The 13547-nt window shown below is 62.6% G+C and carries 10 protein-coding genes; 8 read left to right on the top strand and 2 right to left on the bottom strand.

Translation table 11 applies throughout. The features are described 5' to 3' along the window. The first annotated feature begins 32 nt into the window (after positions 1-32). The 3 genes from leuD to leuB are packed head-to-tail and all read left to right on the top strand — an operon-like array spanning position 33 to position 3226. Positions 33-626 carry a 3-isopropylmalate dehydratase small subunit gene (gene leuD / locus DW189_RS12875; RefSeq protein ID WP_018696330.1) on the top strand — a complete coding sequence of 198 codons (594 nt, stop codon included), beginning with the start codon at positions 33-35 and terminating at the stop codon, positions 624-626. A gap of 7 nt (positions 627-633) precedes the next feature. Beyond that, positions 634-2175, top strand: coding sequence for an alpha-isopropylmalate synthase regulatory domain-containing protein (locus DW189_RS12870; RefSeq protein ID WP_117508463.1), 1542 nt, complete (start codon positions 634-636; stop codon positions 2173-2175). Beyond that, entirely contained in the window at positions 2165-3226 is a 1062-nt protein-coding gene (gene leuB, locus DW189_RS12865; RefSeq protein WP_117508462.1) for a 3-isopropylmalate dehydrogenase, read from the top strand. Before DW189_RS12870 ends, leuB begins: the two co-directional genes overlap by 11 nt. A gap of 132 nt (positions 3227-3358) precedes the next feature. Here leuB and thrC read toward each other — a convergent pair whose 3' ends face one another. Beyond that, the gene (thrC, locus tag DW189_RS12860; protein ID WP_117508461.1) at positions 3359-4648 is read right to left on the bottom strand and encodes a threonine synthase; all 1290 of its coding nucleotides are present in this window, start codon (positions 4646-4648) and stop codon (positions 3359-3361) included. A gap of 17 nt (positions 4649-4665) precedes the next feature. Then, positions 4666-5592 carry a homoserine kinase gene (locus tag DW189_RS12855; RefSeq protein WP_117508460.1) on the bottom strand — a complete coding sequence of 309 codons (927 nt, stop codon included), beginning with the start codon at positions 5590-5592 and terminating at the stop codon, positions 4666-4668. Between the two features lie 809 nt (positions 5593-6401). On the opposite strand from DW189_RS12855, the gene ilvD reads away from it, so the two are divergent. The 5 genes from ilvD (at position 6402) to asnB (ending at position 13483) form a co-directional block, all read left to right on the top strand. Next, complete coding sequence (gene ilvD / locus DW189_RS12850) at positions 6402-8222, top strand: dihydroxy-acid dehydratase (RefSeq protein ID WP_117508478.1); 1821 nt, start codon at positions 6402-6404, stop codon at positions 8220-8222. Positions 8223-8236: 14 nt separating this feature from the next. Beyond that, a complete protein-coding gene (gene ilvB, locus DW189_RS12845) occupies positions 8237-9967 on the top strand; it encodes a biosynthetic-type acetolactate synthase large subunit (RefSeq protein WP_117508459.1) in 1731 nt (576 codons plus the stop codon). 12 nt (positions 9968-9979) lie between these two features. Continuing rightward, positions 9980-10513, top strand: coding sequence for an acetolactate synthase small subunit (ilvN, locus tag DW189_RS12840; protein WP_117508458.1), 534 nt, complete (start codon positions 9980-9982; stop codon positions 10511-10513). A gap of 20 nt (positions 10514-10533) precedes the next feature. Continuing rightward, entirely contained in the window at positions 10534-11580 is a 1047-nt protein-coding gene (ilvC, locus tag DW189_RS12835) for a ketol-acid reductoisomerase (protein WP_117508457.1), read from the top strand. Between the two features lie 208 nt (positions 11581-11788). After that, entirely contained in the window at positions 11789-13483 is a 1695-nt protein-coding gene (gene asnB, locus DW189_RS12830; protein ID WP_117508456.1) for an asparagine synthase B, read from the top strand. Positions 13484-13547: the final 64 nt, after the last annotated feature.

Here is a 13547-nt window from a genome sequence, read left to right as displayed (position 1 = left end):
CGCTGCCGAATGCCGGAAAAAACAAAACCAATATGTCCATACCCAAATTCGAAACCTTCACCTCGGGGGCCGTGCCCGTGAGCACGGAGAACATAGATACCGACCAGATCATCCCGGCACGTTTCCTGAAAGCCACCCAGCGCAAAGGATTCGGCGACAACCTCTTCCGCGACTGGCGCTACGACGCCCGGGGGCAGCGGATCGCCTCGTTCCCGCTCAACGACAGCCGTTATGGGGGCAAAATCCTCGTCGCAGGCCGCAACTTCGGCTGCGGCAGTTCGCGCGAGCACGCCGCATGGGCCATCGCCGACTACGGGTTCCGCGTCGTGGTGTCGAGCTTCTTCGCCGACATCTTCCGCAACAATGCCCTCAACAACGGGCTGCTGCCGATCACGGTAAGCGGGGAGTTCCTCGCGGCGGTCTTCGCGGCGATCGACGGCGACCCTGCGACGCAATTCACCGTAGACCTGGACAACCAGACGCTGACGATCTGCGCCACGGGCCGCAGCGAGCGCTTCGAGATCGACGCATACAAAAAGCGGTGCCTGCTGAACGGCTACGACGACGTGGACTACCTGCGCAGCATCGCGCCCCAGATCGAAGCGTTCGAACAGGCGCATAAATAGCAGCGCAATGTATCCCCGCGTAGAGATAATGGATACTACGCTGCGCGACGGCGAGCAGACGTCGGGGGTTTCGTTCAACGCCCGCGAAAAACTCTCCATCGCCCGGCTGTTGCTGGAAGAACTGTGCGTGAGCCGCATCGAGATCGCCTCGGCGCGGGTTTCGCAGGGCGAGCAGGAGGCCGTGCGCCGCATCGCCGAATGGGCTGCCGCGAAGGGTTATACCGACCGCATCGAGGCGTTGGGATTCATCGACGGCGGCGTGTCGCTCGACTGGCTCGGCCAGGCCGGGTGCCGCGTGGTGAACCTGCTGGCGAAGGGGTCGCTCAAACACTGCCGCGAACAGTTGCGCCGCACCCCGCAGGAGCACCTCTGCGACATCCGCGCCACGATCGGCGGGGCCGTCGCACGGGGCATGAAGGTGAACGTCTACCTCGAAGACTGGTCGAACGGTATGCAGGATTCGCCCGGGTACGTCTACACGATACTCGACGGGCTTGCCGACGCCCCCGTGCAGCGCTTCATGTGCCCCGACACGCTGGGCATCCTCGACCCCTATGTCACCGAACGGTTTTGCCGCGACATGGTGACACGCTATCCGCAGCTTAGGTTCGACTTCCATGCCCATAACGATTACGACCTGGCCGTGGCCAACACCGCAGCTGCGGTGAAAGCCGGGTTCCACGGGGTTCACGTAACCATAAACGGGCTGGGCGAACGCGCAGGAAACGCACCCCTGTCGAGCACGGTGGCCGTGCTGCACGACCGGCTGCACTGCCTCACGGGCATCGACGAAACGAAGATCAACCACGTCAGCCGCATGGTCGAGACCTACACGGGCATCCGTATCCCGGGCAACCGCCCGATCGTCGGCGAGAACGTCTTTACGCAGTGTGCCGGCATCCATGCCGACGGCGACAACAAGAACAACCTCTATTTCAACGAGCTGCTGCCCGAACGCTTCGGGCGCGTACGCGAATACGCCCTGGGCAAGACCTCGGGCAAGGCCAACATCTTGAAGAACCTCGAAGCGCTGGGCATCGAGCTCGACGAAGCCTCGATGCGCAAGGTGACCGAACGGGTGGTCGAGCTGAGCGACAAGAAGGAGCTGGTGACGGCCGAAGACCTGCCCTACATCATCGCCGACGTACTGCGCTACGACCAGGTCGAAAACCCCGTGCGGATACTCAATTACAGCCTGTCGCTGGCACAGGGGCTGCACCCGGCCGCTACGCTCAAGATCGAGATCAACGGCTGCGAATACGAGCAGACCTCGGTCGGCGACGGCCAGTACGACGCCTTCATGCGGGCGCTCAGGCAGATCTACAAGCACCAGCTCGGCCGCGAGTTCCCGATGCTGCGCAACTACACCGTCTCGATCCCGCCCGGCGGACGAACCGATGCCTTCGTGCAGACGATCATCACGTGGGAGACGGGCGGCAAGGAGTTCAAGACCCGCGGGCTGGATGCCGACCAGACCGAAGCCGCCATCAAGGCGACGATCAAAATGCTGAACATAATAGAACCAACATACAACGACCATGGATGTTAACATAGCTCTTTTAGCCGGCGACGGCATCGGCCCCGAAATCATTGCCGAGGCCACGAAAGTACTCGACCGCGTGGCGGCGAAATTCGGACACCGATTCGACTACCGCGAGGCGTTAGTGGGCGCCTGCGCCATCGACGCCACGGGCGACCCCTATCCCGACCAGACGCACGCCATCTGCCAGGCTGCCGACGCCGTATTGTTCGGTGCCATCGGCGACCCCAAGTACGACAACGACCCCAAGGCCCCGGTACGTCCCGAGCAGGGACTGCTGCGCATGCGCAAATCGCTGGGACTGTTCGCCAACCTGCGCCCCATCGCATTGTTCGACACGCTGGCCGACCGCTCGCCGCTCAAGGCAGAGGTGGTGCGCGGCACCGATTTCATTTGCGTGCGCGAACTGACGAGCGGCATCTATTTCGGCCGACCGCAGGGGCGTAACGAAGCCGGGACGGAGGCTTTCGACACCTGCACCTACACGCGCACGGAGATCGAGCGTGTGCTGGACGTCGCATTCCGGCTCGCCATGAGCCGCCGGCGGCGCCTGACGGTCGTGGACAAGGCCAACGTGCTCGAAACCTCGCGCCTGTGGCGGGAGGTCGCGCAGGATATGGCACCCCGGTACCCCGAAGTGGAGCTGGAATTCATGTTCGTGGACAACGCCGCGATGCAGATCGTACGCCAGCCGACCCATTTCGACGTGATCGTCACCGAGAACATGTTCGGCGACATCCTCACCGATGAGGCCAGCGTCATCAGCGGCTCGCTCGGCATGCTCCCCTCGGCGAGCGTCGGGTCGGAAGTGGCGCTCTTCGAGCCGATCCACGGCTCCTATCCGCAGGCTGCGGGGAAGAACATCGCCAACCCGATGGCCACGATCCTCTCGGCCGCCATGCTGCTCGAACACCTGGGGCTCGACACGGAGGGCAGCGCCGTGCGGGCCGCCGTAGACCGGGCGCTCACCGAAGGCGTCGTCACCGAAGACCTCGCCGCACAGGGCGAACGCCGCTACTCGACCTCCGAGGTCGGGGACTTCATCGCCGCGCATATTTAGGCACGCCCCGCTCCGGGGGCTCCTATCCGCAAAAAAGGGGTTGCAACCTTTGCGGTTGCAACCCCTTTTTCCGTTCAGGCCACGAGGCGCACCCCGCCCGGACAGCAACGCCCCCACGGCCCGGCAGCCGGTTTATATCCCGGCCACGAATTGCTCGAGTGCCCCCAGGTCGGCCGCCATCGGCTCCGAAACCCGGGGCAGGCGGGCGAGCCGGGCCAGCAGCGGCGGCAGCGGAACCGCAGCCCCCGTGACGGGGAAGATGACCTCCCCGAATTTGGCGGGATGCGCCGTAGAGAGGTAAAATCCCGGTTTCCCGCACGCTACGGAAGCGGCATATCCGATGGCGCTGTGCGGGTCGGAAAGGTATCCGTAATTGCGGTGCAGCCCGTCAATCGTGCGGCGAATCATGGCATCGTCGCAGCGGAATCCCTCCAGTTCATCACGCAGGGCATCCGGCTCACCGCCGCAGAGCCACAGCATACGTTCGAAATTGCTCGGCGCCCCGACGTCCATCGCATTGGCCGGTGTCCGCACCGACGGCCTCGGACGGTACTCGCCGCTGCGCAGGAATTCGGGCACCACGTCGTTACGGTTCGAAGCCGCGACGAATCCGCCGAGGGGGAGCCCCATGCGGCGGGCGAGCATCCCGGCCGAGAGGTTTCCGTAGTTACCGCTCGGCACCACGACCACAGGCCGCCCGCCGCCCGTCTGCTGCCGCCACAGGCAATAGCCGTAGAAATAATAGAATGCCTGCGGTATCCAGCGCAGCAGGTTGATCGAATTGGCCGACGACACGCGGTGCCCCGCACGGAATTTTGCGTCGGCAAACAGCTCCTTGACCAGCCGCTGACAATCGTCGAACGTCCCGGCCACACGCAGCGGGTGGATATTGCCGCCGAGCGTGGTCATCTGGCACTCCTGCAGCCGGCTGATCTTCCCTTCGGGATAGAGCAGCACCACCTCGACGCCCGGCACGCCGTAAAACCCGTGTGCCACGGCGCTACCCGTGTCGCCCGACGTAGCCGTCAGGATCACCAGTTTTTCGCCGGCACCGCCCAGCAAGCCGACCATGCGCCCCATGAAGCCCGCCCCGTAGTCCTTGAATGCGAACGTCGGGCCGTGGAACAGCTCCAGCGTATAGCGGCTGCCGACCCGGCGGAGCGGCAGCGGAAAGTCGTAGATCCGCTCCATCTCCCGCCGCAGGAGGCCGAGGTCGATGTCGTCACCGAAAAAAAGTTCCGCCAGGTATCCGGCCAGCGCGGCATAGGACTCCCCAGCCAGCCGCTCCGCAACGGCCATATCGGCCTGCGGGATACGTTCCGGGACGAACAACCCGCCGTCGGGTGCCAGCCCCGCCTGCACGGCCTCGCGAAGCGAAAAGGCGTGTGCGCATGTTTTGTCTTTCGTGCTGTAATATTTCATCTGTTTGTCGTTTTATACTATTCCACAATCCTTGCCCCGCAGTTCGACACGCGGCCCGCATATATTTTGCAGCCGATACCGGGGCGGGCGAAATGCGCCTGCATCCGCTGCGCGACCCGCTGCGCGACGGCCTCATCGGCAGCCAGGGCGAAGATCGAAGGCCCCGACCCGGCAATGTTCATCGCCAGGGCGCCTTCGGCGAGCACCCCTTCCTTCAGTTGGTCGTAACCCGGAATGAACCCCTTGCGGTAAGGCTCCGCCACCACGTCGTGCATCGACCGGCCGATCAGCGCCACGTCGCCCAGGGCGAACCCGGCCACCAGCCCGCCGACATTGCCCCACTGCGTCACGGCATCGTGCAGGGGTACCTCGCGGGGAAGCACTTCGCGCGCCTGCTTGGTACTGACCACGATGTCGGGATGCACCACGGCGTAGAAAAAGCCCTCGGGGACGGGCAGGCGCACAATGTCCAGCGGTTCGTACCCCCGGATCAGCACCACGCCGCCCAGCACGGCAGGGCCCACGTTGTCGGCATGGGGCGTACCGCCGATAAGCGCCTCGCCCATCATCGCAAATTCCACGAGCCGCTCCCCTGAAAAGGGACGTCCCAACAGTTCGTTCACACCCCAGACCGCTGCGGCCGACGAAGCCGCACTCGATCCGATACCGCTGCCGGGAGCGATCTTTTCGAGGATCGTAACTTCGACCCGCACGGGTTTTCCGTATGCCCCGAGCAGTGCCATCACCGCCGGGGTAATCACGTTGTCCTCGTTTTTGGCGGGAAGTTCCTTCCCGCTGCGGTTGCGGATAACGAGCTCCCCGGCACCTTCTTCGATGCCGACCTCCAACAGGTCGCCCACGCCGTCGAGCGTCAGCCCCATCACATCGAAGCCGCAACCCAGGTTCGCCACCGTTCCCGGGGCGAAAACTTTGATATATCGCATGATAAAAATCTCCTTTTGAATGAAACTACCTTTGATCGAACCGGGCTTTCCGTTCCGGCAGCCTTGGCCGGAAAATGCATAACGGGTATGCTCGTGACGGAAAAATAACAACTACACCCCCACAGGGGTTGTCGTAGTGGTAGTAGCGGAGATAAGGACGGTGAAAGAAACGGCGCACGCCACCGGGCTGCAGGCTACCCCGCATCCCCCGGTCATCGTATGGTTCCGTTTCATATCCATCGGGGACAAATATAAAACAAAAAAATTTAATATCCAAATTCGGGTAACAAATCGTAAGACGCCCTAAAAAGCACCGGCGGCCGCTTTATATATAATAGGAGTAGTCCTGAAAGGCTGAAAATACCGAACTTGACGACAAACCGTAAGATATTAGGGGTTCCCGGAAGGCCTGCTTTCCTCCGAATCGGGCGAAAAGCGGTTAAAAGGCCCAAAAAATACGGTTTCAAACTGTAATATAAAAGGCTTCTATCCGGGTCTTCATAAAGCGCAAGAGGGGATATAGGTTCCGGACTATCACATTATTAAATTTTTTGCAAAATTATTTTGACGAAACGATTTTATATCCCTATCTTTGAAACGGAACAAACACGCAAATTCCGGCCATGAACGCCCAGAACCATTCGAATAATAACGTCATTAATCTGCTGCTCGTCGTCTTTGGCAAGATAACGGGAGAAAGGTGATGTGTATATCCGAAAGATGATAAAAAGGCCTTTCTCCCGATGGAGAAAGGTTTTTTATTATCCGGGCAGATGGCAAAGGCGCAATACGCAGAAAACAAGAAAAAGATGAAACACCCACTCAGAAGTGCCGTCACGACGACGGGCCGGCGTATGGCCGGAGCCAGGAGCCTGTGGCGTGCCAACGGCATGCGCGAAGAGCAGTTCGGCCGCCCGGTCATCGGCATCGCCAACTCGTTCACCCAGCTGGTTCCGGGACACGTGCACCTGCACGAAATCGGACAATACGTCAAGCAGCGGATCGAAGCGCTCGGCTGTTTCGCCGCGGAATTCAACACCATCGCCATCGACGACGGCATCGCCATGGGACACGACGGCATGCTCTATTCGCTGCCCTCGCGCGAGATCATTGCCGACAGCGTCGAATATATGGCCAATGCCCACAGGGTCGACGCACTGGTCTGCATCTCGAACTGCGACAAGATCACCCCGGGCATGCTGATGGCCGCCATGCGGCTCGACATCCCGACCGTCTTCGTATCGGGCGGGCCGATGGAGGCGGGGCATCTCGGCGAGCGGGCGCTCGACCTGATCGACGCCATGGTAATGGCTGCCGACGAAAATTGCAGCGACGAACAGGTGGCGCGCGTCGAACGCGCCGCATGCCCCGGCTGCGGTTCGTGCTCGGGGATGTTCACCGCCAACTCGATGAACTGCCTGACCGAAGCGCTCGGGCTCTCGCTCCCGGGCAACGGCACCGTCGTGGCCACGCATGTCAACCGCCGCCGCCTGTTCGAAGAGGCCGCAGCGCTGATCGTCCGCAATGCCGAACGCTATTACTTCGAGGGCGACGACTCGGTGCTCCCGCGCTCGGTGGCCACGAAGGCAGCCTTCGAGAATGCCATGTCGCTCGACATCGCCATGGGCGGCTCGACCAACACGGTGCTGCACCTGCTGGCCGTAGCCCACGAGGCCGGGGTGGATTTCACGATGCAGGATATCGACCGCCTTTCGCGCCGGGTGCCCGTGCTGTGCAAGGTCGCCCCCAACTCGCATTACCATATCCAGGATGTCAACCGTGCGGGCGGCATCCTCTCGATCCTGGGCGAACTCGCCCGCGGCGGATTGCTCGACACCTCGGCCGGGAGGGTCGACGGGCGCACGCTCGGCCAGGCCATCGCGGTCTTCGACCTGCGGAGCGAAACGGCGAGCAGCGAAGCCAAACAGCGCTACTTGAGCGCCCCTGGCGGCCTTTACAGCCGGGAACTGGGCACACAACGGACTTATTACGACACACCGGACACCGACCGCACGGCAGGCTGCATCCGCGACATGGAACACGCCTACTTCCGCGACGGCGGGCTGGCCGTACTGACAGGTAACATCGCCCGCCGGGGCTGCATCGTCAAGACAGCCGGCGTCGACACGTCGCTGTTCGTCTTCCGCGGGCGCGCCCGCGTCTACGAATCGCAGGAACAGGCCATCGGCGGCATCCTCGGCGGCGAGGTGCAGGCCGGCGACGTGGTCGTCATCCGTTATGAAGGCCCCAAGGGCGGCCCCGGCATGCAGGAGATGCTCTACCCCACGTCGTACCTCAAATCCAGACACCTCGACAAAGCCTGCGCGCTGATTACCGACGGCCGCTTCTCGGGCGGAACGTCGGGGTTGTCGATCGGTCACGTTTCGCCCGAAGCGGCTTCGGGCGGGGAGATCGCCGTCATCCGCACGGGCGACGAGATCGAGATCGACATCCCGCGGCGCTCGATCCGCCTCATGGCCGGCGACGAGGAAATCGCCGCGCGCATGGCCGCACAGCAGCATTTCCGCCCCGCGGCACGCGACCGCCGCATACCCGCGTCGCTAAGGGCCTATGCCAAGCTGGTCAGCTCGGCCGACAAAGGGGCCGTACGCATCGTCGAAGAAGAATAAAACCGGACAACACCATGAATACGAACACGACAACCAGAACCGAAGGACAACAGCCCGGCCCTTGTATCACAGGGTCGCAGGCCCTGCTCGAATCGTTCCTGCGCGAGGGCGTGGACACGCTTTTCGGGTATCCCGGAGGAGCCATCATCCCCGTTTACGATGCGCTTTTCGACTACCGCGACCGGCTGCGCCACATCCTTGTCCGCCATGAACAGGGCGCCGTACATGCCGCACAGGGCTACGCCCGCGTCAGCGGCCGCGTAGGGGTTTGCCTCGTCACCTCGGGCCCGGGGGCGACAAACACCGTGACCGGACTGGCCGACGCGCTGATGGACTCCACGCCGCTGGTACTGGTGACCGGGCAGGTGGGTTCGTCGTTGCTGGGTACCGACGCCTTCCAGGAAACCAACTTCGTGGGCATCACGCAGGCCGTAACCAAATGGAACTGCCAGGTCAAGCGTACCGAAGACATTCCCGGGGCGATTGCCAAGGCGTTCTATATCGCCCGTTCGGGGCGTCCGGGCCCTGTGGTGGTGGACATCACCAAGGACGCCCAGTGCGGGACGGCCCCGTTCCGCTACGAAAGGCTGACGTCCATCCGCAGCTACGTCCCCGCACCCGCGCCCGCCGCGGAGTGCATCGCCGAGGCGGTACGGCTGATCGACGCCGCACAACGGCCGCTGCTGATGGCGGGACAGGGCGTGATGCTCGGAAACGCCGAAGAAGAATTGCAGGCCTTCCTCGCAAAGAGCGGCATACCGGTCGCCTCGACCTTGCTGGGGCTGTCGGCCGTGCCGACCTCCTCGCCGCAGTATGTCGGTATGCTGGGCATGCACGGCAACTACGGCCCCAACATCCGCAACCAGGAGTGCGACCTGCTCATCGCCGTGGGGATGCGTTTCGACGACCGCGTGACGGGCAACCCGAAATGTTTCGGGGCGAACGCCAAGGTCATCCACCTGGAGATCGACCCCGCCGAAATCGACAAGATCGTACACGCCGACGTGGCCGTCATCGGCGATGTGAAACAAACGCTCCCGCTGCTCACCCAAAGGATCCGCTCCGCCGGGCACAAGGCCTGGATCGAAGGGTTCCGCGCCTGCGACAAAGTCGAATACGAAGCGGTCGTCCGCAAGGCGATCCGCCCGGAAGGCGGCCGCATCCGCATGGGCGAGGTCGTAGACACCGTAGCGCATGCCTACGACAACGACGCGGTGCTGGTGACCGACGTCGGGCAGCAGCAGATGTTCGCGGCGCGCTATTTCGGGTTCCGCCGCAGCCGCAGCCTGGTAACTTCGGGCGGCCTGGGCACGATGGGCTTCGGGCTTCCGGCCGCCATCGGCGCCAAGCTGGGCGCCCCCGACCGCGAGGTCTGCCTCTTCGCCGGCGACGGCGGGCTGCAGATGACCATCCAGGAGCTGGGGACGATCTTCCAGTCGCAGGTCGCCATTAAGATCGTATTGCTCAACAACTCCTATCTGGGCATGGTACGGCAGTGGCAGGAACTCTTCTACGACCGCCGCTACTCGTTCACCGAACTGGCGAACCCCGACTTCGGGCTGATTGCCCGCGGCAACGGCATCGCCTACCGCTGCGTGGAGCGGCGCGAGGAGCTGGCCGGTGCGGTGGCCGGGATGAAAGCCTGCAAAGGCGCCTACCTGTTGGAGGTGCGCGTCGAAAGCGAAGAAAACGTATTCCCGATGGTGCCGGCCGGCGCCCCCGTGTCGGCGATCCGGCTCGAATAAACCGAACGAGGTATGGAACAAGAGTATATCATCACCGTATTTTCGGAGAACAAGGTCGGGCTGCTGAGCCAGATCACGACGGTCTTCACGTGCCGCAACGTCAACATCGAAAGCCTGACGACTTCCGAGTCGGCGCTCACGGGCATCCATAAATTCACGATCGTCGTCCGCACCGGCCCCGACCGGGTCGAGAAGCTCGCGCGGCAGGTCGAGAAGAAGATCGACGTGCTCAAGGTCTTCGTCTACACCTCGGACGAAGTCGTGCAGCAGGAGATCGCCCTTTATAAAGTCACGCGCAGCCGCAACGTCGAGAAACTCGTACGCGAGCACAATGTCCGCATTCTGGAGATCGACGACGACTACATCGTCGTCGAGAAAACCGGCCATAAGGCCGAGACGCAGGCGTTGTTTCGCCTGCTGCAACCCTTCGGCGTGCAGCAGTTCGTGCGCAGCGGCACGGTGGCCATCATCAAATCGCGGCGCGAGCTGCTCAACGAATACCTCGAAGAACTCGAGAGGAACAGACAAAGAACGGATTCATTTTAACTTTTAAAACTCATACAACTATGGCACAGATCAATTTCGGCGGAGTAGAAGAAAAGGTCGTTACCCGCGAAGAGTTTCCCCTGGAAAAAGCACGCGAAGTCCTCAGGGACGAAACCATCGCCGTAATCGGCTACGGCGTACAGGGGCCGGGGCAGTCGCTCAACCTCAAGGACAACGGATTCAACGTCATCGTCGGACAGCGCGAAGGCTCGAAAAGCTGGGACAAGGCCGTCGCCGACGGCTGGGTACCGGGCGAGACGCTCTTCGGGATCGAAGAGGCCGCCCGGCGCGCAACGATCATCCAGTACCTGCTCTCCGACGCCGGGCAGATCGCCGTATGGCCGACGATCGAGAAATACCTCGCGCCGGGCAAGGCGCTCTACTTTTCGCACGGCTTCGGCATCACCTACAAGGAGCGCACTGGCATCGTGCCGCCGGCCGACGTAGACGTGATCCTGATCGCCCCGAAAGGCTCGGGAACTTCGCTGCGCCGCATGTTCCTCGAAGGGCGCGGCCTGAATTCGAGCTACGCCGTATTCCAGGACGCCACGGGGCGCGCATTCGAACGCGTGGTGGCGCTGGGCATCGGCGTAGGTTCGGGCTACCTGTTCGAAACCGACTTCAAGCGGGAGGTTTACTCCGACCTGACGGGCGAGCGCGGCACGCTGATGGGTGCCATCCAGGGTATTTTCGCGGCCCAGTACGACACGCTGCGCGCCCACGGGCACACCCCTTCGGAGGCTTTCAACGAAACGGTCGAGGAGCTGACCCAGTCGCTCATGCCGTTGGTGGCCGAGAACGGCATGGACTGGATGTACGCCAACTGCTCGACCACGGCACAACGCGGTGCGTTGGACTGGTGGAAACGCTTCCGCGATGCCACCAAACCCGTCTTCGAAGAGCTTTACGGCGAAGTGGCCGCCGGCAACGAGGCGCAGCGCTCGATCGACCTGAACAGCAAACCCGACTACCGCGAGAAACTCAACGAAGAGCTGCGCGAGATGCGTGAAAGCGAGATGTGGCAGACAGGCGCCGTGGTGCGCAAGCTCCGCCCGGAAAACAACTGATTCCCCGGGAGGCCTTGCAATTTTTCAGATTGTTTCGCGCTCCGGCGGGTTGTATCCGCCGCCTCCGGCACCGCTTGTAAATCCGGCCTTCCCCGAGCCCCCGCCCCGGCGGGGACTTGAGAGGCGGCGACGCGGCGGGATTCCCGCAGCGGGACACAGGCGGCCGGCAATTAACAGTTTTGTAACGTAATACAACAACAATCAATCTATGTGTGGTTTCGTAGGACTATTTGACATCCGCCGGAAATCGGATGCGCTGCGTGGGCAGGTACTGAAAATGTCGAAGCAGATACGGCACCGGGGCCCCGACTGGTCAGGTGTCTACTGCGGCGAGCGGGCGATCCTTTCGCACGAGCGGCTTTCTATCGTCGACCCCCAGTCGGGCGGTCAACCCCTGTTCAGCTGCGACGGGAAACAGGTGCTGGCCGTGAACGGCGAGATATACAACCATCAGGAGATCCGCGCCGAGCTGGCCGGAGAATACGATTTTCGGACAGGCTCGGACTGCGAGGTGATCCTGCCTCTCTACCGCAAGCTGGGCGTCGGGCTGCTGGAAAAGATCAGCGGCATCTTCGCCTTCGCGCTGTACGACATCGAAAAGGACGAATACCTGATCGCCCGCGACCCGGTCGGCGTCATCCCACTCTACATCGGCTGGGACAGCGACGAGCAATTCTACGTCGCATCGGAACAGAAAGCCCTCGAAGGGGTATGCAGCACCATCCGGCCATTCCTGCCCGGGCACTACTGGTCGAGCCGCGAGGGGAAAATGGTGCGCTGGTACAAGCGCGACTGGTTCGAGTACGACGCCGTGAAGGACAACGGCGCCGACATACCGACGCTGCGCGAGGCGCTGGAATCGGCCGTCAAGCGGCAGCTCATGTCGGACGTACCCTACGGCGTACTGCTGTCGGGCGGCCTCGACTCGTCGATCATCTCGGCCGTCGCCAAGAAATACGCTGACCGACGCGTCGAATCGAACGACCGCGACCGGGCCTGGTGGCCGCAGCTCCACTCGTTCGCCATCGGGCTGAAAGGGGCGCCCGACCTGGCGGCGGCACGCAAGGTCGCCGACCATATCGGCACCGTACACCACGAAATCAACTACACCGTACAGGAAGGGCTGGATGCCGTGCGCGACGTGATCTATTATATCGAGACCTACGACGTGACGACCGTACGCGCCTCGACGCCGATGTACCTGCTGGCGCGCGTCATCAAGTCGATGGGCATCAAGATGGTGCTCTCGGGCGAGGGTGCCGACGAGGTTTTCGGCGGCTACCTCTATTTCCACAAGGCGCCCGACGCCCGTGCCTTCCACGAGGAAACCGTGCGCAAGATCAGTAAGCTGCACCTCTACGACTGCCTGCGCGCCAACAAGTCGCTCTCGGCATGGGGTGTCGAGGGGCGCGTGCCGTTCCTCGACAAGGAGTTCCTCGACGTAGCGATGCGCATCAACCCGGCGGCGAAAATGGCCAAGGACGGGCATATCGAAAAATGGATCCTGCGCAAGGCGTTCGAGGACATGCTCCCCTCCGAGATCGTATGGCGTCAGAAAGAACAGTTCTCCGACGGCGTAGGCTACAACTGGATCGACACGCTCAAGCAGCTGACCGCAGAGGCGGTCTCCGACCGCGAGATGGAACACGCTGCGGAGCGTTTCCCGATCAACCCGCCCCGCAACAAGGAGGAGTACTATTACCGTACGATCTTCGAGGAACACTTCCCGTCGCATACGGCAGCGCAGTGCGTACCGTCGGTACCGTCGGTAGCGTGCAGCACCGCCGAAGCGCTGGCCTGGGACAAGGCGTTCCGCGACATGAACGAACCGTCGGGGCGCGCCGTGCTGGGCATACACAACACCGACCTGACACACGACACCCACCGACCCGAAACCGACTGAACCCGGTAAGGCCCCTGCTTCGGCAGGGGCCTTCCTTTATCGGATCGGAATTCATAAACGGCAT

Source organism: Alistipes sp. AM16-43 (assembly GCF_003435745.1).
GTDB lineage: Bacteria > Bacteroidota > Bacteroidia > Bacteroidales > Rikenellaceae > Alistipes > Alistipes onderdonkii.
The sequence above is the reverse complement of the archived record's forward strand: the minus strand, read 5'-3'. Positions and strand labels throughout refer to the sequence as shown.

Bases quoted from the DNA above. Each gene is read 5' to 3' on its own strand.
- leuD (WP_018696330.1), top strand. From the start codon at position 33: ATGTCCATACCCAAATTCGAAACCTTCACCTCGGGGGCCGTGCCCGTG.
- DW189_RS12870 (WP_117508463.1), top strand. From the start codon at position 634: ATGTATCCCCGCGTAGAGATAATGGATACTACGCTGCGCGACGGCGAG.
- leuB (WP_117508462.1), top strand. From the start codon at position 2,165: ATGGATGTTAACATAGCTCTTTTAGCCGGCGACGGCATCGGCCCCGAA.
- thrC (WP_117508461.1), bottom strand. From the start codon at position 4,648: ATGAAATATTACAGCACGAAAGACAAAACATGCGCACACGCCTTTTCG.
- DW189_RS12855 (WP_117508460.1), bottom strand. From the start codon at position 5,592: ATGCGATATATCAAAGTTTTCGCCCCGGGAACGGTGGCGAACCTGGGT.
- ilvD (WP_117508478.1), top strand. From the start codon at position 6,402: ATGAAACACCCACTCAGAAGTGCCGTCACGACGACGGGCCGGCGTATG.
- ilvB (WP_117508459.1), top strand. From the start codon at position 8,237: ATGAATACGAACACGACAACCAGAACCGAAGGACAACAGCCCGGCCCT.
- ilvN (WP_117508458.1), top strand. From the start codon at position 9,980: ATGGAACAAGAGTATATCATCACCGTATTTTCGGAGAACAAGGTCGGG.
- ilvC (WP_117508457.1), top strand. From the start codon at position 10,534: ATGGCACAGATCAATTTCGGCGGAGTAGAAGAAAAGGTCGTTACCCGC.
- asnB (WP_117508456.1), top strand. From the start codon at position 11,789: ATGTGTGGTTTCGTAGGACTATTTGACATCCGCCGGAAATCGGATGCG.